20 protein-coding genes are annotated in these 18,857 nt (G+C 62.9%); 9 read left to right on the top strand and 11 right to left on the bottom strand.

Annotated elements, in window-relative coordinates:
• The first annotated feature begins 30 nt into the window (after nucleotides 1-30).
• Both H3H51_RS19445 and nudC read left to right on the top strand, forming a co-directional pair.
• Nucleotides 31-1,704, top strand: coding sequence for a ferrous iron transporter B (locus H3H51_RS19445; RefSeq protein ID WP_183090723.1), 1,674 nt, complete (start codon nucleotides 31-33; stop codon nucleotides 1,702-1,704).
• Entirely contained in the window at nucleotides 1,704-2,537 is an 834-nt protein-coding gene (gene nudC / locus H3H51_RS19450) for an NAD(+) diphosphatase (RefSeq protein WP_183090724.1), read from the top strand. Before H3H51_RS19445 ends, nudC begins: the two co-directional genes overlap by 1 nt.
• Here the strand turns inward: nudC and H3H51_RS19455 are convergent, their stop codons facing one another.
• Entirely contained in the window at nucleotides 2,538-3,320 is a 783-nt protein-coding gene (locus tag H3H51_RS19455; protein WP_183090725.1) for a TSUP family transporter, read from the bottom strand.
• Nucleotides 3,321-3,420: 100 nt separating this feature from the next.
• Between H3H51_RS19455 and H3H51_RS19460 the strand changes: the two genes are divergently transcribed.
• Nucleotides 3,421-4,071, top strand: coding sequence for a hypothetical protein (locus H3H51_RS19460; protein ID WP_183090726.1), 651 nt, complete (start codon nucleotides 3,421-3,423; stop codon nucleotides 4,069-4,071).
• A gap of 69 nt (nucleotides 4,072-4,140) precedes the next feature.
• Here the strand turns inward: H3H51_RS19460 and H3H51_RS19465 are convergent, their stop codons facing one another.
• From H3H51_RS19465 to H3H51_RS19480, 4 genes are all read right to left on the bottom strand, one after another.
• The gene (locus tag H3H51_RS19465) at nucleotides 4,141-4,908 is read right to left on the bottom strand and encodes an SDR family oxidoreductase (RefSeq protein WP_183090727.1); all 768 of its coding nucleotides are present in this window, start codon (nucleotides 4,906-4,908) and stop codon (nucleotides 4,141-4,143) included.
• A gap of 24 nt (nucleotides 4,909-4,932) precedes the next feature.
• Complete coding sequence (locus H3H51_RS19470; RefSeq protein WP_183090728.1) at nucleotides 4,933-6,000, bottom strand: phosphotransferase family protein; 1,068 nt, start codon at nucleotides 5,998-6,000, stop codon at nucleotides 4,933-4,935.
• Between the two features lie 208 nt (nucleotides 6,001-6,208).
• A complete protein-coding gene (locus H3H51_RS19475) occupies nucleotides 6,209-6,520 on the bottom strand; it encodes an SCP2 sterol-binding domain-containing protein (protein WP_183090729.1) in 312 nt (103 codons plus the stop codon).
• A 53-nt stretch (nucleotides 6,521-6,573) separates the two neighbouring features.
• Nucleotides 6,574-7,284, bottom strand: a complete 711-nt coding sequence (locus tag H3H51_RS19480) for a histidine phosphatase family protein (protein ID WP_183090730.1) — start codon at nucleotides 7,282-7,284, stop codon at nucleotides 6,574-6,576.
• A gap of 210 nt (nucleotides 7,285-7,494) precedes the next feature.
• Between H3H51_RS19480 and sohB the strand changes: the two genes are divergently transcribed.
• Both sohB and H3H51_RS19490 read left to right on the top strand, forming a co-directional pair.
• Nucleotides 7,495-8,517 carry a protease SohB gene (sohB, locus tag H3H51_RS19485; protein WP_183090731.1) on the top strand — a complete coding sequence of 341 codons (1,023 nt, stop codon included), beginning with the start codon at nucleotides 7,495-7,497 and terminating at the stop codon, nucleotides 8,515-8,517.
• A gap of 11 nt (nucleotides 8,518-8,528) precedes the next feature.
• Nucleotides 8,529-9,518, top strand: coding sequence for a YhdH/YhfP family quinone oxidoreductase (locus H3H51_RS19490; RefSeq protein ID WP_183090732.1), 990 nt, complete (start codon nucleotides 8,529-8,531; stop codon nucleotides 9,516-9,518).
• A gap of 120 nt (nucleotides 9,519-9,638) precedes the next feature.
• Here H3H51_RS19490 and H3H51_RS19495 read toward each other — a convergent pair whose 3' ends face one another.
• Complete coding sequence (locus H3H51_RS19495; RefSeq protein WP_183090733.1) at nucleotides 9,639-10,076, bottom strand: hotdog fold domain-containing protein; 438 nt, start codon at nucleotides 10,074-10,076, stop codon at nucleotides 9,639-9,641.
• A gap of 113 nt (nucleotides 10,077-10,189) precedes the next feature.
• Here H3H51_RS19495 and H3H51_RS19500 point away from each other — a divergent pair, with 113 nt between their 5' ends.
• Complete coding sequence (locus tag H3H51_RS19500; protein ID WP_183090734.1) at nucleotides 10,190-10,774, top strand: TetR/AcrR family transcriptional regulator; 585 nt, start codon at nucleotides 10,190-10,192, stop codon at nucleotides 10,772-10,774.
• A 129-nt stretch (nucleotides 10,775-10,903) separates the two neighbouring features.
• On the opposite strand, the gene H3H51_RS19505 is transcribed toward H3H51_RS19500, so the two are convergent.
• Nucleotides 10,904-11,401 carry a DUF934 domain-containing protein gene (locus tag H3H51_RS19505; RefSeq protein WP_183090735.1) on the bottom strand — a complete coding sequence of 166 codons (498 nt, stop codon included), beginning with the start codon at nucleotides 11,399-11,401 and terminating at the stop codon, nucleotides 10,904-10,906.
• The gene (locus H3H51_RS19510; RefSeq protein WP_183090736.1) at nucleotides 11,385-13,043 is read right to left on the bottom strand and encodes a nitrite/sulfite reductase; all 1,659 of its coding nucleotides are present in this window, start codon (nucleotides 13,041-13,043) and stop codon (nucleotides 11,385-11,387) included. The genes H3H51_RS19505 and H3H51_RS19510 overlap by 17 nt, the downstream gene beginning before the upstream one ends.
• Nucleotides 13,044-13,541: 498 nt before the next feature.
• Here H3H51_RS19510 and H3H51_RS19515 point away from each other — a divergent pair, with 498 nt between their 5' ends.
• Entirely contained in the window at nucleotides 13,542-14,603 is a 1,062-nt protein-coding gene (locus H3H51_RS19515) for an ABC transporter substrate-binding protein (RefSeq protein WP_183090737.1), read from the top strand.
• A gap of 1 nt (nucleotide 14,604) precedes the next feature.
• Here the strand turns inward: H3H51_RS19515 and H3H51_RS19520 are convergent, their stop codons facing one another.
• From H3H51_RS19520 to H3H51_RS19530, 3 genes are read right to left on the bottom strand one after another with little or no spacing between them, the layout of a single operon-like run.
• Nucleotides 14,605-14,823 (bottom strand): DUF2970 domain-containing protein, encoded by a 219-nt coding sequence (locus H3H51_RS19520; protein ID WP_183090738.1) that lies wholly within the window; start codon nucleotides 14,821-14,823, stop codon nucleotides 14,605-14,607.
• 52 nt (nucleotides 14,824-14,875) lie between these two features.
• Nucleotides 14,876-15,907 (bottom strand): lipase secretion chaperone, encoded by a 1,032-nt coding sequence (locus H3H51_RS19525; RefSeq protein ID WP_183090739.1) that lies wholly within the window; start codon nucleotides 15,905-15,907, stop codon nucleotides 14,876-14,878.
• Nucleotides 15,908-15,957: 50 nt separating this feature from the next.
• Nucleotides 15,958-16,899 carry a lipase family alpha/beta hydrolase gene (locus tag H3H51_RS19530; protein WP_183090740.1) on the bottom strand — a complete coding sequence of 314 codons (942 nt, stop codon included), beginning with the start codon at nucleotides 16,897-16,899 and terminating at the stop codon, nucleotides 15,958-15,960.
• Between the two features lie 251 nt (nucleotides 16,900-17,150).
• Here H3H51_RS19530 and H3H51_RS19535 point away from each other — a divergent pair, with 251 nt between their 5' ends.
• Both H3H51_RS19535 and H3H51_RS19540 read left to right on the top strand, forming a co-directional pair.
• Nucleotides 17,151-17,930, top strand: coding sequence for an AraC family transcriptional regulator (locus H3H51_RS19535; RefSeq protein WP_183090741.1), 780 nt, complete (start codon nucleotides 17,151-17,153; stop codon nucleotides 17,928-17,930).
• A gap of 73 nt (nucleotides 17,931-18,003) precedes the next feature.
• Nucleotides 18,004-18,825 (top strand): AraC family transcriptional regulator, encoded by an 822-nt coding sequence (locus tag H3H51_RS19540; protein WP_183090742.1) that lies wholly within the window; start codon nucleotides 18,004-18,006, stop codon nucleotides 18,823-18,825.
• Nucleotides 18,826-18,857 lie beyond the last annotated feature (32 nt).

Here is an 18,857-nt window from a genome sequence, read left to right on the forward strand (position 1 = left end):
AGTACCAGCCGAGCGAGGTGCAGTAGACCTATGGTCACTGGAGCGACATCCCTGAGCCTGGTGCGTGACGAGCTGTTCACCACCATGGAAGAGACTGAACAGAGTCTCGAGCACTTCATTGCCGAACGGAACAACGGCAGCCTGCTGCAACAGGCGGTGGAAAGCCTGCATCAGGTACGCGGCACCCTCAACCTGATCGAACTGGCCGGTGCCGAGCTGCTGGCCCAGGAAGTGCTGCAGCAGGCCACCGACATCCCGGCCGGTGCGGGCGAGGAGCGTGATGGTCAGCTGTCGGCGCTGAGCAGCGCCATGTATGTACTGCGCCGCTACCTGGAAAACGTCGACGCCCATCGCCAGGAAATGCCGGAACTGTTGTTGCCGGCGATCAACGATCTGCGTCTGGCCGGTGCCCAGCCGCCGTTGCCGGAGAGTTTCTTCTTCAGTGTGCGTCTAGACCAGACGCGCCCGGCGGGCGTGCCCCATGCAGCGGCAGTCAGCGCCGACGATGCGCGGCGCCTGCGCCATATGTACCAGGTCGGGTTGCTCGGTTTTATCCGTGAAGACAATCCGCAAGCCGGGCTCAAGCTGATGCTGCGTGCCCTTGCTCGTCTCGACAGCCTGTTTGCCAGTGAAGCGCGTGGTCGCTTGTACTGGATCGGTGCGGCGGCGGTGGAGGCCCAGCTCGACGGCCAGTTGCTGACGCGCAAGGCGCGCAAACAGCTGTTCTCCCGCCTGGATCGCGAGCTGAAACAGGCGCTGGCCAATCCGGCCTATGAAGCGCCGCGTAGCCTGCTCAAGGAATTGTTGTATCTGGTCGCACTGGCTGACAGCCGGGGCCAGTACGCCAGCGATGTGCGTGAGGTGTTCGGCCTGACGGCGCTGCCGTTCACCGACCACCTGCTCGATGAGGAATACCAGCGCCTGTCCGGGCCGGGGCAGGGCGTGATGCGTTCGCTGTCCTCAGCGATTCGCGAGGAGCTGGCCAGCGTCAAGGACGCCCTCGACCTGATCGAGCGCGGCACCGCGCAGCCGGACAGCTTCGGCAATCTGCACGCGATGCTCGGCAAGCTGGCCAAGACCCTCGGCATGGTCGGTCTCAGCTCGGCGGCCAATGCGCTGCAGGTGCAGCTGCCGGTGGTGGCCAGCTGGGACGAAAATACCCCGGCGCAGAGCGCCGATCTGCACAAGCTGGCCGAAGGCGTGCTCTACGTCGAAAGCATGGTCGCCAGCCTGGAACGTGGCGAACAGCGCAATTCGCGGCCCCAGGCAATGCAGCCGGGCGATGAGGGCGAGGCCTTTGCCGCGCACCAGTTGAATGAAGCGCGCATCGTCGTGGTCGACGAGGCGCAGGGCGGACTGGCCCTGGCCAAGCGGGCAATTACCTCCTACCTCGAATCGAACGGCGACAAGCTGCACTTGGCCAACGTGCCATTCAGCCTGCAGGCCGTGCGTGGCGGGCTCTGGTTCCTCGGCCAGGAGCGTGCTGCCAGGCTGATCGGGGCCTGCGCCGACTACATCCTGACGCGGATGATCGAGGCCCCGCAGATGCCGTCCGAGCAGATGCTGGAAACCCTCGCTGACGCCCTGAGCAGCCTCGAGTACTACCTTGAAGCGGGTGCAGTGCTGCGTCCGGAAACCACCCCAAGCGTGCTCGACCTCGCCGAGGAAAGCGTGCGCGCCCTGGGCTTGCCGGTGGCTGCCTGATGCCTGCGGGCTGGCAGACCACGCCCCCCCTGGACAATGACCAGGCGGGTGGCTGGGCGCTGGCGCGCAGCACGCAAGGTTTCCTGGCGGATGGCAATGGCGTGCTGTTCCCCCGTGAATGGCTGAAACGGCAGGACCTGCCGGTGGCTGCGGAGCATGGTCTCGGCCATTTCGATGGTGAGCCGGTGTGGTTGCTGGAGCTGCGGCATCCGGCCGAGCTGCCGGGCTGCTTCTGGCAGAACCTGCGCCAGTTCATGCTGCAGGCCGACTACCCGACGTTTCGTATGCTCTCGTTTGCCGAGCAGATAGGCGCCTGGGATGACCAGCATCGCTTCTGCGGGCGTTGTGGACAGGCCACCGTGCAGGTGTCGCGTGAGCGTTGCATGCGTTGCCCGCAGTGCGGTCTGCACAGTTACGCGCGCATCTCGCCAAGCATGATCGTGCTGATCACCCGTGGCGACGAAGTGCTTCTAGCGCGCTCGCAGCGTTTTCCTCCAGGCATGTACAGCACCCTGGCTGGCTTCGTCGAACCGGGCGAGTCGGCGGAGGAGTGTGTGGCGCGTGAGGTGCTTGAGGAGGTCGGCCTGCAAGTAGGCAACCTGCAATACCTGGGCAGCCAGGGCTGGCCGTTCCCGCACTCGCTGATGCTGGGTTTTCACGCCGAGTACGTCAGCGGTGAGATCGTGCCGCAGGCTGACGAAATCGAAGACGCGCGCTGGTTCCACATCGAAGAGTTGCCGCAGTTGCCGATGCAGCGTTCGATTGCCCGCTACCTGATCGATCTCTATCTGGCACGGCGCCTGGGCCGGCCGGAACCTGAGCTGGCGCGCTAGTCAGCTGTTGAACCAGTGCTGCCACGCCAGGCGTGCAGTCAATGCCAACACCACCAGAATGAACACCGGGCGGATGAACTTCGAACCGCCGCGTATGGCCGTGTGCGCGCCCAGGTAGGCACCGGCCATCAGTGCCAGGCCCATGCAGATGCCCAGTAGCCAAGCGACCTGGCCGGTGATGATGAATACGGCCAGGGCCATGGCATTGCTGACGAAGTTCATCGTGCGCGCCACGCCGCTGGCCCGCACCAGATCCAGTGGGTACATCAGCAGTGTGCTGACCGTCCAGAACGCACCGGTGCCGGGCCCGGCGACACCATCGTAGAAACCCAGACCAAGGCCCTGCGGCCACTGGCGCCCGGTCACGATGGGCGCGTCTTGCGGGCCCTGGTTTTCCGGGGTCTTGCCGAACAGCAGGTACAGGCCACAGCCAAACACTACGGCGGGCAGCATCTGATTGAGCCAGGCAGCCGGCAGCCAGTGGGCTAGCATGGCGCCCAGCGCTGAGCCGATGGCCGTGGCAATCAGCGCGTTGCGCCATTGGCGTGGGGCAAACAGCTTGCGCCGGTAGAAGGTGTAGCTGGCGGTGGCCGAACCGAAGGTGGCGCACAGCTTGTTGGTGCCCAGCACCAGGTGCGGCGGCAGGCCAGCGGTAAGCAGGGCGGGAATGGTCAGCAGGCCGCCGCCACCGGCAATCGCGTCGATGAAGCCGGCGGTGAAGGCAACCAGGGCAAGAACCGCCAACGTGATGGGATCGACGCCCAGTTCAAAGGGAAAAGGCATAAAAAACTCGACGTGGATTCAATTGTGCAGGGCTGCGGCTGGCCGGTTGCCGGGCTGCTGCGCATAATGCCGGCAATTTCATGGAGAAGGAATCCGACTCATGCAGTATGACGGCCTGGCCTGGTTTGTTGGCCTTCTGGCAGTTCTGGCGCTGTTTATCGCGGCGCGCATTCTGCTAACGCGCAGTTGGTTTCTCGGGTGGTTGCGCGGCACCTTTGGCCTGGCTTTTCTTGGCCTGGCGGCCTTGGTCGGTGTGGTGGCCTATGACCTGATGAGCTACGGCACTCTGCCGGAAGACAAGCCTTTGCTGATTCTGAACTTCAGTGCCGATGGCCCGCAGCGGTATCGGGTCAACCTGCAGGAAGGCGGCGAGGAGCGCGAAGTCATTCTCGAGGGGGATCTCTGGCAACTGGATGGCCGCCTGCTGCGCTGGAAGGGCTTGGCCGCGCTGATCGGCCTGCAACCCGGTTATCGCCTGGAGAAACTTTCCGGCCGCTTCCTGGCCATCGAACAACAGGAAAGCGCCCGTTACGCCGAAGTCACCCTGGCTACCAGCCCTTACGGCATCGATCTGTGGCGCTGGTTGCGCCTGGGGCAGCATGACCTGTTCCTCTTCGATCCGCAGGCGGCACGGGTGACTTACCTGCCGATTGCCGATGGTGCGATGTTCAGTGTGAGTCTGAGCCCCACTGGCCTGCTGGCACAGCCGATGAATCAGGCGGCCAACCAGGCGTTGAAAGACTGGCAGTAAACCCAAGCAATGAAAAAGGGACCCGAGGGTCCCTTTTTTGTGGCTGCGATTCTGCGCCGAGGCAGCGCCTCAGGAGAGGAAACCGCCGTCCACGTTGAGCGCCACGCCAGTGGTGTAGCTGGACGCATCGCTGGCGAGGTACAGCACGGTGCCGGCCATTTCGCTCGGCTCGGCCACGCGCTTGAGCGGGATGCGTTGCAGGGCGACGTTGAGGATCGCGTCGTTCTTCACCAGAGCCGAGGCGAACTTGGTGTCGGTCAGGCCTGGCAGCAGCGCGTTGCAGCGGATGCCGAACTGCGCGCATTCCTTGGCGAAGACCTTGGTCATGCTGATCACGGCGGCCTTGGTCACCGAGTAGATGCCCTGGAACTCGCCCGGGGAAACGCCGTTGATCGAGGCAACGTTGATGATGCTGCCACCACCGTTCTGCTTCATCAGCTTGCCGCCTTCGATGGACATGAAGTAGTAGCCGCGGATGTTGACGTCGACGGTCTTCTGGAAGGCGCCCAGGTCGGTGTCCAGCACGTTGCAGAACTGCGGGTTGGTAGCGGCGTTGTTGACCAGGATGTCGAGGCGGCCGAACTGCTCGCGGATGGTCGCGAAGACGTTGCTGATCTGCTCCATCTCGCCGATATGGCAGGCCACGGCGGTGGCTTTGCCGCCGTCGGCGATGATGGCGTCGGCGACTTTCTGGCAGTCGTCGATCTTGCGGCTCGAGACGATGACATGAGCGCCTTGCTGGGCCAGCAGTTTGGCGATGGCTTCACCGATGCCGCGGCTGGCGCCGGAAACGAAAGCGATCTTGCCGTCGAGGTCGAACAGGTTTGTCTTGGACATTGCTATTACCTTGTCTGAGCCGGGTTACAGAGTGGATTTGCCGATGACCTGCAGGGCTGCGTGCTCCAGCAGCTTGTTCATCATGATGAACTGCGCGAAGCGCTTGTCCTTGGTCTGGCCGTGGAAGAAGCGGTAGTAGATCTGCTGCACGATGCCGGCCAGGCGGAACAGGCCGTAGGTGTAGTAGAAGTCGAAATTGTCGATCTGGATGCCGGCACGCGCGGCGTAGTAGTCGACGAACTCCTGGCGGCTGAGCATGCCGGGCGCGTTGCTCGGCTGGCGGCGCATCAGCTGCATCGGCGCCGGGTCGGTGGCGTCGATCCAGTAGGCGAGGGTGTTGCCCAGGTCCATCAGCGGGTCGCCGATGGTGGTCAGTTCCCAGTCCAGCACGCCGATGATCTGCGCCGGGTTGTTCGGATCGAGGATCACGTTGTCCAGGCGGTAGTCGTTGTGCACGATGCTGGGCTTGTGGTGATCAGCCGGCATCTTCTCGCGCAGCCAGGCCTTGACCGGTTCCCAGGTCGGGGCGTCAGGCGTCATGGCCTTTTCGTAGCGGTCGGTCCAGCCTTCGATCTGGCGCTTCACATAGCCTTCGGGCTTGCCCAGGTCGGCCAGGCCGCAGGCCTGATAGTCGACGTTGTGCAGGTCGACCAGTTTGTCGATGAAGCTCTTGCACAGCTCGCGCGTCTGCTCGGTGCTGAAGTTCAGCTCGGCCGGCATGTCGGTGCGCAGGATGATGCCGTTGACCCGCTGCATCACATAGAACTCGGCGCCGATCACCGAGTCGTCGGTGCAGTGCACGTAGGCCTTGGGGCAGTAGGGAAAACCATCGTTGAGCTGATTGAGGATGCGAAACTCGCGACCCATGTCGTGGGCCGACTTGGCCTTGTGGCCAAACGGCGGACGGCGCAGGACGAACTCCTGATTCGGGTATTCCAACAGATAGGTCAGGTTGGAGGCGCCACCCGGGAACTGGCTGATGCGTGGCTCACCCACCAGGCCAGGGATGTGGGCCTTGAGGTACTGGTCGATGATGGCAGAGTCGAGCTCTTCGCCATCGCGGATGCCGGTGGACTGGTCAGTAAGCGTCATGCTTATCCCTTCTACTTATGATGGGTGGCACTAATTATTGGCTAATCTAATGTTGCCATGAGGCCCTAACAAGCAAAGCACACCGTTATAGATCTGGGTGTTGCTGTGCAATCAAGGGCCCTGATTAGCTGCGCAGGCTTTGCCGGGGCGAAAAAAAACCGGAGTCGGCAGACTCCGGTTTTTCGCTAGCGCAGGCGCCCGGAAAATCTTATACCGGGAACAGCTCGGCCAGTTTCATGGCCAGCATCATGTCGCCTTCGGCGCGCAGTTTGCCGCCCATGAAGGCTTGCATGCCGTCGGTCTCGCCGGTGGCGATGCCTTTCAGGGTGGCGCTGTCCATGATCAGGGTGACGTTGGCGTTCGGGTTGTCGCCTTGCTGCACGTTGCAGGTGCCGTCTTTGACGATCAGTGCGTAGTTCTCGCCGTCTTCGATGTTGAACTGGAATACCAGATCCAGGCCGGCAGCGGCGCTGGCGTTGAACTTGGATTGCATGGTTTGGACGATGTCAGCAACGCTCATGGTATAGATCCTTTTTCAGGTTTTTATTGCAGCAGAGCTGCATTGGGCCGGACTCAGCGGTAGGTGATGAGTTCCGGTGCCTTCAACAGCTCCAGATGCACACGGCTGTTGAAGGAAGCCAGGGTCGCTTCGCCGTTGCGAAAGTGCAGGCGGCTGAGCGAAGTGTTGACGATTTGCCAGTTGAGTTCGAAGGCCTTATCCGCAGGTACACCGGTCAGCAGGTGAATGGCCGCGGTAATGGTGCCGCCGGACGTGAAGATGGCGATGTTCTGTTGGCGCTCGGTCTGGGCCAGCAGGCGTTCAAGCCCGCCGCGCACGTTGTCGAGGAAGCCTTGCCAGGTTTCGTGGCCCGGTTGGTCATACTCGCCGGTGATCCAGCGGCGGATGATGCGGGCGAACAGGTGCTGGAAAGCGGCGCGATCATCCTTGGGATTGCGCAGGATGCGCATGGCATCCGGCTCGTCCGCCAGCATCGCCGGGATCAGGCCGCGAATGACGGCTTCGGCATCGAATTCATTGAAGGCCGCGTCGATTTCCAGCTCGGGTGCCGGTAGGCCGGCGGCAACGCAGCGTTGCAGGGCCGAGGTGGCGGTGTGCTGTTGACGGCGCAGGGTGCCGGCCAGGCAACGGTCGAAGCTCAGGCCGAGGTGGCCCAGATGCTCACCGAGTATTTCAGCCTGGCGAATGCCGGTTGGCGACAGAACGTCGTAGTCGTCTGCACCAAAGGAGGCCTGGCCATGTCGTATCAGATAGATGCTGCCCACGTCGGCACGTCAATCCTGGCGGGTTAGGAGTTTCGCGAGGTTATGGGCAGAGCCGGGCCGCTGTCAACGAAAAAACATACGCTTGTTTGAATCCTTGTAACGGGCCGACACGCGGCCGTTGTGGCTGGTGACCGACCCTGTGGCTCGGTATGCTTGAATCAGATGAGCGCCGTGGACGGCCGCTCGGTAACTGGCAAGCAAGGGGGATGTGTGGAGTTTCTGGCGGATTATGCGGGGTTCCTGTTGCGTACGCTGACCCTGGTGGTCGCGGTGATCGTCGTGCTGGTGGCCTTCGCCTCCCTGCGTGGCAAGGGGCGTGGCAAGAGCGGTGGCCACCTTGAAGTGCACAAGCTCAATGACTTCTACAAGGCGCTGCGTGAGCGCCTCGAGCAGGCCCTGCTGGACAAGGCGCAGCTGAAGGCTCAGCACAAGGCCGAGGCCAAAGCGGCCAAGCAGGAGAAGAAGGCCGGCAAGAAGCGCACACGGGTATTCGTGCTGGATTTCGACGGCGACATCAAGGCATCCGCCACCGACAGCCTGCGCCACGAAGTGACTGCACTGCTGAGCATGGCCACGGCCGAGGACGAAGTGGTGCTACGCCTGGAAAGCGGCGGCGGCATGGTGCATGGCTATGGCCTGGCCTCGTCGCAACTGGCGCGTATCCGCCAGGCTGGCGTGCCGTTGACCGTCTGCGTGGACAAGGTGGCGGCCAGCGGCGGCTACATGATGGCCTGCATCGGCGAGAAGATTCTGGCAGCACCGTTCGCCATCCTCGGCTCCATCGGCGTGGTGGCGCAGTTGCCAAACGTGCATCGCCTGCTGAAGAAGCACGACATCGACTTCGAGGTGCTCACCGCAGGTGAGTACAAGCGCACCCTGACCGTGTTCGGCGAGAACACCGACAAGGGCCGGGAGAAATTCCAGGAAGACCTGGAGACCACCCACGAGCTGTTCAAGAACTTCGTCGGCCAATACCGCCCGCAACTGTCGATCGACGAGATCGCCACGGGCGAAGTCTGGCTGGGGCTGGCGGCGCAAGGCAAACAACTGGTCGATGAGCTCAAGACCAGTGACGAATACCTGGCTGAGCGCGCGCGCGAAGCTGATTTGTTCCAGCTGCATTACGCGGAGCGCAAGAGCCTGCCGGAGCGATTCGGGCTGGCTGCCAGCGTTGCCGTTGACCGCGTGCTGTTGAGCTGGTGGAGCCGGCTGCAGCAACAACGTTTCTGGTAGGAGGAGTTGCCATGAGTCAGTTCAAGGCGCTGTTGGTCAGCGCAGAAGGTGAGGCTTTTGTCTCGCGAGTGGTCGAGCGTGACACGGCGGAGTTGCCGGCTGGCGATGTGCTGATTCGCGTGCAGTATTCCTCGCTCAACTATAAGGATGCGTTATCCGCCAGCGGCAATCGCGGGGTGACCCGTAACTACCCGCACACGCCAGGCATCGATGCCGCCGGTGTGGTAGCCGAGTCGGCGGTGGGCGAGTTCGCGGTAGGTGATGAAGTGATCGTCACCGGCTACGACCTCGGCATGAACACCTCCGGAGGCTATGGCCAGTACATTCGCGTGCCGGCGTCCTGGGTGATCAAGCGCCCGGCGGGGTTGTCCCTGCGTGAGTCGATGCTGCTGGGCACCGCTGGCCTGACCGCGGCGCTGTGTATCGACAAGCTGGAGCAGGCCGGGCTGACGCCGGCTGCCGGGCAGGTGTTGGTTACCGGTGCCACCGGTGGTGTCGGCAGCATTGCCGTGGCGCTGCTGACGCGCCTGGGTTACAGCGTTGCAGCGTCGACCGGCAAGGCCGAGCAGGGTGAGTTCCTGCGCCAGCTCGGTGCGCAGCAGATCGTGCCGCGCAGTGACCTGCAGGACGGGGCTGACAAGGCAATGCTCAAGGAGCGTTGGGGCGGCGCCGTGGATACGGTCGGCGGCGATATCCTGTTCAACGTGGTCAAGTCGCTGCGCTACGGCGCCAGCGTGGCCTGCTGTGGCCTGACCGCCGGCATCGGCTTCAAGGCCAGCGTGATGCCGTTCATCCTGCGTGGCGTGAACCTGCTGGGGGTGGATTCGGTGGAGCTGCCGCTGGTGGTCAAGGCCTCCATGTGGGACAAGTTGTCCGTGCAATGGAAGCTGGGCAATCTCGATAGCCTGGCCGAAGAAGTTACGCTGGAGCAGTTGCCCAAGGCGATCGAGCAGATCCTCGCCGGCAAGCTGGTCGGGCGGGTGCTGGTCAATCTCGGCTGAGTTGTGTGTGACAGAAAAGGCCCGGCAACTGCCGGGCCTTTTCGTTTTGAGCACCTGGTGCGTAGGGCGGGTATAACCGGCTCGCGGGTTGCACCCGCCCTACATGACGCGGCAGATCGTTCAGGCCTGGCTGACGTACATGGTGATGTCGGCACGAAACACCGGCTTGTCGCCGACGAACGCTTGCACCGGCACGGTGACATCGCCCAGCTGGCTCCAGTCGATGGCGCTGCCATCAGCCACGGCGCGGATGTCGCCATCGGCCTTGGCCAGGTATTCCACGGTCATGCCGCGTGGAATCCAGCGGCAGCCCTTGGGAATCGATGCGTCGGTCATGGTGCCGGCTGCCAGTTCGGCGGCGTTACACAGGGCAATCGCATGCACAGTACCGATATGGTTGAGCACTTCGCGGCGCTTGGGGAAAGTCACTTCGGCATAACCCGGACGCAGTTCGACGAACTGCGGGGCGATGCTGGCGAAGTAGGGCGCTACCTGGCCGATCATCGCGCTGAACTGCGCCGGACCGGCTTGCTGGAACATCTGTAACATCTGGCTCATGGGTTTCTCCTGGCCGGTTTACTGATTGAAGATGAGTGCGCGCCAGGGCAGTATACGAATAACAGAATTTAATTCTAGAAAAATATTCTAGAATGACGAGGACCGAGGAAAACATGGCTCGCCGCTCACGCAAAGATGAAATCCTCCAGGCTGCGCTGGCCTGCTTCACCGAGGCTGGAGTGGATGGCACCACCATCGAGATGATCCGCGATCGTTCCGAGGCCAGCATCGGCAGCCTGTACCACCACTTCGGCAACAAGGAGCGGATCATCGCCGCCCTGTATCTGGCGGGCACTGCGGAGTACGCGGCGTTGCTGGAGGCGGGGTTCGCCACTACTGACAGTGCTGAAGCCTGCGTCAAGCTGCTGGTGACCAGTTACGTCGATTGGGTGGTGGCTAACCCGGATTGGGCGCGTTTCGTCCTGCACAGTCGCGGGCGGGTCGAGGCCGGCGAGCAGGGGGAGTTGCTGCGCGAGGCCAATCGCGAGCACTTCCAGCGCATCTTCGAGGCGCTTTCTGCTTATCGCGAGCAGGGGCTGTTCAAGGACATGCCGGCGGATTGTTTCGCGTCGGTGATCATAGGTCCGACTCACGACTTCGCCCGCAACTGGCTGGCTGGGCGTACGCACACGCAACTGGCCGATTGCCGCGAGCTGCTGGCGCAGGTGGCGTGGGAGTCGGTGCGCGCCAACCCGTAGAAGCGACATTTTCAGTAGCCCGGATGTAATCCGGGAAGCAGGCGGCTCCGCTCCCGGATTACATCCGGGCTACGGCGGGCTTGGAATAAAAAAGCCCCGCAGTGCGGGGCTTTTTCTGTGGAGCGGCGATCAGGCGCGGCGGCGGAACAGCGGCTGCGGTTGGTCGCTAGAGGCCTGGTAGACCTCGGAGAACTCCTCGAAGGCCTTCAGCGCGTCGTACGGGTCTTTGTCCGCACGCAGGGCGAACGCATCGAAGCCGACCCGCTTGTAGGAGAACAGCTGGTCGCGCAGCACGTCGCCGATGGCGCGCACTTCGCCTGTGTAGCCGTAGCGGTTGCGCAGCAGGTAGGCGGTGGAGCAGTGACGCCCGTCGGTGAAGGCGGGGAAATTCAGGGCGATGACCTGGAAGTTGTCCAGTTGATCGACGATCTCCTCGATCTCCTCGCCAGCATCCAGCCACACGCCCAGGCCGCCATCGCGGGCCTTGAGGGCATGTGCATGCTCGACCCACAGGGCCAGCGGCACGATCAGGTCGCCGCAGTTGGACAGCTCGTCGAGGGTGGCTTCCTTGGGCAGCAGGGTCCAGGTTTCGTCGAGGACCTGGTCGTTCTTAATGATTCGCTGCATAAACGCGCTCCTTGAACGGATCGATGCCGACACGGCGGAAGGTATCGAGGAAGCTTTCTTCTTCAGTACGTTTCTCGACGTAGACCTTGATGATCTTGTCGATCACGTTGGCCATCTCCGCTTCGGCGAAGGATGGGCCGAGAATTTGCGCCAGGCTGGCCTCGCGCCCGGCGCTGCCGCCGAGGGACACCTGGTAGAACTCCTGGCCTTTCTTGTCCACGCCGAGGATGCCGATGTGGCCCACGTGGTGGTGGCCGCAGGCGTTCATGCAGCCTGAGATGTTCAGGTCGAGGTTGCCGATGTCGAACAGGTAGTCGAGGTCATCGAAGCGACGCTGGATGGCCTCGGCGATCGGGATCGACTTGGCGTTGGCCAGCGAGCAGAAGTCACCGCCTGGGCAGCAGATGATGTCGGTCAGCAGGCCCACGTTCGGCGTGGCGAAGCCCTGCTCGCGCAGCTCGCCCCAGAGGGTGAACAGCTGCTGCTGCTCGACATCGGCGAGGATGATGTTCTGGTTATGGCTGTTGCGCACTTCACCGAAGCTGTAGCGGTCGGCCAGGTCGGCGATGACGTCGAGCTGCTTGTCGGTGACATCGCCTGGGGCCACGCCGGTCGGTTTCAGCGACAGGGTCACGGCCACGTAGCCCGGTTTCTTGTGGGCGAAGGTGTTGCGCTGGCGCCAGCGGGCGAAGCCAGGGTGCTCGGCATCGAGGGCGGCCAGTTGGCTGTCCTGGTCGGCCAGGGCCACATAGGCTGGGTCGACGAAATGAGCGGCGACGCGCGCGACTTCCGCCTCGGTCAGGGTGGTCGGGCCATCCTTGAGGTGGGCCCATTCGGCGTTGACCTTGTCAGCGAAGACCTCGGGGGTCAGCGCCTTGACCAGGATCTTGATGCGCGCCTTGTACTTGTTGTCGCGACGGCCATAGCGGTTGTACACGCGCAGGATGGCGTCGAGGTAGCCGAGCAGGTGCTGCCACGGCAGGAACTCATTGATGAAGCTACCGACGATCGGGGTACGGCCCAGGCCGCCGCCGACGGACACGCGGAAGCCTAGCTCACCGGCTTCGTTGCTCACCGCTTCCAGGCCGATGTCATGCACCTCGATGGCAGCACGGTCGCTCACGGCGCCGTTGACGGCAATCTTGAACTTGCGCGGCAGGTGGGTGAATTCCGGGTGGAAGGTCGACCACTGGCGAATGATCTCGCACCAGGGGCGCGGGTCGATCAGCTCGTCCTTGGCCACGCCAGCGAACTGGTCGGTGGTGGTATTGCGGATGCAGTTGCCGCTGGTCTGGATCGCATGCATCTGCACGGTGGCCAGCTCGGCGAGGATGTCCGGCACGTCTTCCAGTTCCGGCCAGTTGAACTGCACGTTCTGCCGGGTACTGATATGCGCATAGCCCTTGTCGTAGTCGCGAGCGATCTTGGCCATCATGCGCACCTGGGCCGAAGACATCAGGCCATAGGGCACGGCAACCCGCAGCATGGGCGCGAAGCGCTGGATATACAGGCCATTCTGCAAGCGCAGGGGGCGGAACTCTTCACCGGAGAGTTCGCCGGCCAGATAGCGGCGGGTCTGGTCGCGGAACTGCTTGACGCGGTCCTCGACAATCCGTTGATCGTACTCGTCGTATACGTACATATATATCCTGTGGTTCAGGCTACTGCTTCATCAGACAGCTAAGGCTTCTTACGCGCACGGCTGCGCACTCCAGGCGGAGCCGGGGGAAGATACCAGCTAAGGGTTATGCGCAAAAGTGATGTTTGCGTATATGCACTAAACGAAAAGTACTAAAAAACCAGGCAAATCCCAGCTTTTGGCTTGAGGCTCTGCGGGGGCTGGTCTTAACTGACGAGGCGAACCACTTATAACCACAACAAAGGGGGAAGCCATGACCGACCACACCAACGCGGACGACAAGGACAGCATCGTCGATGCCCGGGCCATCTTCATGCTGATTGTGATTGCGGTAGCTACGGCAGTGTTCTGGGTCAGCCAGCAATAATTTCGCGTGGAGACAACGAGGCCAGCATCGGGATTCCCGGCGCTGGCCTTTTTCATGGTGCTTTGGTCGGGCGGTGGCAGAGTGCCATGCCTGGGTCTGTATACTCTGGCGCACACTGCTGTGAACGATGATTGATGAATACCTTGTTGCGTGCCTCCCTGCTGTTCTTCCTGTTTCTGGTGAGCCTTTCTGCGCAAGCCACTTCCGTGGTCTTCCTGAACCCGGGGTTTCCCCACGAGCGCTTCTGGGTCGATTACTCGGCGTATATGCAGGATGCGGCTGGTGATCTGGGCATGCAGTTGCAGGTGGTCTACGGCGATCGTGACCCACACAAGATCCTGCAGAACGCCCGCGATGTGCTGCAGGCCCCGCAAAAACCGGATTTCCTGGTCTTCGCCAATGAGCAATATGTCGGCCCGGAAATCCTGCGCCTGTTCGCCGATAGCGGGATCAAGCTGTTCGCCCTGCACAGCACCCTAACGCCCGAACAGCAGACGTTGGCCGGCGGTAGCCGTGAAAAATACGCCAACTGGATCGGCAGCCTGGTCCCCAATGACGAAGAAGCGGGCTACCTGATGGCCCACACCCTGTTCAGCCTGGCACCGCAAGGGCGGGGCGAGGTTGTAGCGTTCTCCGGCGTCAAGCAGACCCCGTCGGCGAGCCTGCGCGAGGAGGGCTTGCGGCGGGCGCTAGCCGATCATCCGCAGATCCGCCTGCGGCAGATGGTGTATGGCGAATGGAAGGAACAGCGTGCCTACGAGCAGGCCAAGGCGCTGTTGCCGCGCTATCCGGAGGTCAGCCTGGTGTGGTCGGCGAACGATGAGATGGCCTTCGGCGTGATGCGTGCAGCACAGGAGCAGGGGCGCACATTGCGCTATTCGGCGCTGAACACTTCACCGCGCGTCCTCGATGCGCGTATCGACGGCCGTGTCAGTGCGCTGGTCGGTGGGCATTTCATTCTTGGCGGATGCGCCATGGTCATGCTGCATGACTACGCTGCGGGGCTCGATTTCGCCGCGCGCGGGGGCAAGGACCAGGTGGCGCCGCTGTTCCGTCTGCTCGATGAGCGAGAGGCTAAACAGTTGTCGCAGCATATCGGTGATGGCGGCAAGAGCCTGAATTTCCGCAGCTTCAGTGCGGTTACCCGGCCACGCATGCAGCGTTACAGCTGTTCCGTCGACAGCTTGCTGCGCTGAGTCAGACTCCGGCCAGGTACAGCACCAGCTTGACCAGCGCAATCAGTGTCACCACGAATACCGAGGTGAACAGCACGCCGATGATCAGAAAGTGGCTGGGCTTGCCGCGGGAGAAATCGCGCGAGCGGTTCTTGCCGCTTTGCACACCAAAGGCCGCCGCCAGCACGCTTTGCAGCATCTGGCCAAAACTCAGCGGCTTGTCATCCTGTTGATCGGTCATGGGCACCTCCTGCCTGCAGTCTAGTCGCTGACTGGTAGGAGGCCTGGCTGGACTAAAGCTCGGCATCCAGAGCCTGCACCCGCATACGCTCCAGCTCGTCGAAGCGGCTGGCCTGCAACTCGCTGATGGCGCTGTTCAGCTCGCCTGGACTCAGCCCGGCGGCGCGCAGGCGATTGCGCTCTGCGGCATAGTCCGTGAGGCGTTGCTGCCAGGCAGCATGCTGCTGATCCAGCTCGGCGAGGCGGTCCGCCGCTTCGCTGCCTAATTCCTGTTCACGAACTCGGCGAATCTCCTCCGCGCTGGCGCCTTGTGCCTGCATGGCGGCGGTGGTGCTGTACAGCTCGCCGGCGCGGCTGGCGTTGGCGCGTTCCTCACGCAGCTCATCGGGCAACTGTGCATCCAGCTCGGTGATTGCCTGCTGGCGCTGTTCGTTGCTCAGTCCTGCCTGCTGACTGAGCGCCAGGCGCTGCACCATGTAGTCGTTCTCGGCATTCTCGCGGGCGAAGAACACCTGGTTTTCCTCTGCCGAGAAGTGCTGCTGACGCAGGGCATTCAGGCCGTCCAGGCGCTGGCGCAGAGCGCTGGCCTCCAGGGTGCTGTCGCCAGGCGGCAGGTCTTGCAGGGCGATGCGGTAGTCCACATAGCGTTGCAGCAGGTCGCGTGCCTGTTCCAAGGCCTGGCCTTGCAGTTGCGCGGCCAGGTCGCGGTGGATGCGCGTGAGTACGGGGTCGATACCTTCCTCTTCCAGGCCGGCCAGGTAAAAGTCGAACAGCCGTAGCAGCCCGTCTTCGATGCGTAGTTGGCCGTTATTGTCCTGGTGCAGTTGCACGTCGTGCCGGGTGCCTTGCAGTGACGTGGGCAGCGGGCCGGGATCAGCCAGTTCGGTGGCAGGTGTCTGGCGCAGGCTACGGTTGAGCGTGATCGCTTGGGCCGTACGGCTGTCGGCAGGGCTGGCGGGTATGGCGGGGCTGGCGTCCACGGTTGGGGCGCTGGCGGGTTCGGGGTCGAGCAGTAGGACGGTGGTGACGCAAAGTCCGCCAAGGCTGAGGATGGCCAGGGTGGCGGCGATGAGTTTGCCGGACATGAACGCTCCTGTGGCGCACCTGGCTGTTGGCAGCCAGGTGCGTTGTCGGGTCAGAGGCCGAGGTTTTTCAGGCGATTGGCCTGGTTCGTGTAGAGCGTCTTGGGGTTGGTCTCGAACAATGACACCAGGCCCAGGACCTGATTGTTCGCGTCCAGGTGGTTCATGATGTAGTTGTCCTTGATCACCTTGCCGAAGTGGCTGGAGCAGCGCCCGGTGACGCCATCGTTGGCCTCGCTGATGGCCAGCGCGGTGGTGTTGAACAAGGGGTCGGAGACGTCCAGCACATTGGTCAGCTGCCAGGTACCGCTCCAGGAGTACATGCGCACGCTGTTGCCGGCAATGGTGGCGGTTTCCGGGCCTTCACCGCAGGCGCTGGTGGGGATGCCGGTTGGGAACTTGGTGTTGTTGGCCGCGGCGCCGTTCTTGTTGAACTCAGCGAGCATGGCGCGGATATCCGCCTGGCTCTTCTTGTTGTTCGACAGCAGGTTGACCAGGTCACCCACCGCGTTGGCGAACACATCGAAGGCGACCCCGCGCAAGGTGCCGGCCGGCGCTACGCCGGTGGCCACGTCTGCCAGGGGCGAGCCCTTGTGCGGGGTGTGCAGGGTGGTGACCGACGCCACCAGGTCCGGGCGGGTGTTCATCACGTAACGCGCGGTGATCCCGCCCTGGCTGTGACCGATCAGGTTGAACTTCTTCACGCTGCCGCCGGAGGCCGCGCGGATCTGTTCGAGTTGGCTGATCAGCGCTTCACCGCGCTTGGCTGAGCTGTCGAAAGCGTTGATCTTCGGTACATAGACCTTGGCGCCCTGGTTCTGCAGGGCGCTGGGGATCTGGTGCCAGTAGTCGACACCGGCGAGGGTGTCGAAGGCGAAAATCCCGGGAACCAGGACGATCGGGTTCTTGGTTTGCGCCTGGGTGCCGGCGGCGAAGGAGGGGAGTGCAGCGCACAGGCCGAGGGCGGCCAGTGCTGGTACGAGCAGCTTTTTCATGATGATTCCTGTGTTCGTTTTTTGTTTTTGTAGCTCCGCACACAGCAGCGAAGTGGCGGCCATCAGAACACCTGTGTACTGGGCTGCACTTGTACGAACTGATGAAATCGCGTGAATGGCGCCCAATAAAACGTGATTTGTGTCACGTTAGTGGCGCGCTGGTTAGGCCTGCCAGCAGCGCTTGTGATAAGCCTCCGCGCACAAAAACAACAAAAGCCGCCGCCTCGGGCGAGTGGCAAAACGGGAGGCCTATGCAGCCGACTGACGCCCCGATCCTGCTCTACCTGTGGGATAAGCGAACCTTCTACCTGAGCCCGTTCGCCGAGCCGCTGCAGCTCTCGCAGGCCGCGGCCATGCTGCTGGTCAGCCTGGATGGGCCGATGTCCTTGCGCAGCCAGGGCGTCGAGCAGAGCTGCTCGAGTGCGTTGCTGCCGGCGGGCCTCGACCTGCAGGTGGACACCTGCGGCTCACGCATTGCGCTGTGTTATCTGGACGTGTTCGGCGAGGACTTCGCCTTGCTGGCGCCCCGCATGGGCAACCATCGTGGCGGGCTGTTCAGCGATCTGCAGGACGAGGAGCGCTACCGCCAGCGTTTCGACGAGCTGCACCGCAGCGTTGCCGAGCCGGCGCAGATCTGGGCCTGGCTGGATGAGCTGATCAACCCGCAGCAGTGCAAGCCCGAGGGTTTCTCCTTCGATCCACGCATCGTCCGTGCGGTGGAGCTGATCAAGGCGGATGTCTCAAGCAACCAGTCGATCGAGGTGCTGGCCGCACAGATAGGCCTGTCGGTGCCGCGCCTGACCCAGCTGTTCCGCCAGAAGATCGGCATCCCAATTCGTCGCTACCGCAAGTGGCACCGCCTGTTCGTCACCACCGTCGGCGTGGCGCGCGGCATGAGCCTGACTGAGGCCGCGGTGGCCGCCGGCTTTACCGACTCGGCGCACTTCAGCCATACCTTTCGCACCATCATCGGCCTCAAGCCTTCTGCCGTGCTGGCCCAGGCTGCGCGTATCCGCCTGTTTGCTGGCTGACGCCCGCGACGTTCGGCATTGAGCGGTTGTCGGCAGTCGGGCAAGCTGGCGGCTTACTGCAAGCGAGCCAGGCATGAGCGACGGCGAATTCCCCGACGATTCCGAACAGACCGAACGCACCCGCGAAACGGTGCTGCGCTATCACCTCAGTTGGAAATACCGCGACCTTGAGGCGGTGATGGCGCTCTACCATGCGGATATCGAGTACAACGACTTCTTCCAGCAGCGCACCATGCGCCTGGCCGAACTGCGCGATTACGTGCAGAGCAGCCTGCCGCGCCTGCCGGAAGAGTCGCTGGAACATGTCGATCGCATCCGCATCGACGGCCACACGGCGTTCATCCAGTACCGCATCAGCCTGCAGGGCGGCGATGGCCTGGTGGCGTTTCGCACCGGCGAGGCGATTACCGTGCGTGACGGGCTGATCTGGCGGATCAACGAATACGCCACCCTGCTGCGCGAAGATCGCCCCGCCAGCGAAGGTGGCACGTCGCGCCCGGCGATCAGCCGCCTGGGGCTGTCCGCCCGCCAGCTCGGCCTGCTGGCGCAGGACCTGCAGGATTACTTCCAGCGCCATAAACCCTTCCTCGACCCCGAACTCGACCTGCAGCAGGTGGCAGCGGCTACCGGCTACAGCCGCAACCAGATTTCCCATCTGCTCAACCAGGTGCTGGGGCAGAGCTTCTATCGCTATGTGAACCAGGCGCGTCTGCAGCACCTGCTCGATGGCCTGGAGGCGGGCAGTGACCTCAAGCGGGTCGACGAACTGGCGTTCGCCGCTGGTTTCAACTCGCTGTCGGCTTTCTACAACTGCTTCCGGCGCCACACGGGGCTATCGCCCAAGGCCTACCTCAAACAGATTTCCTTGCGGGCACGCACACAAGACAAGCCCTGAAGCGACTGACTAGTCTCTGCGCATCCCCCGTT

Origin of the sequence: Aquipseudomonas ullengensis (assembly GCF_014174475.1) — a bacterium.
Taxonomy (GTDB): domain Bacteria; phylum Pseudomonadota; class Gammaproteobacteria; order Pseudomonadales; family Pseudomonadaceae; genus Aquipseudomonas; species Aquipseudomonas ullengensis.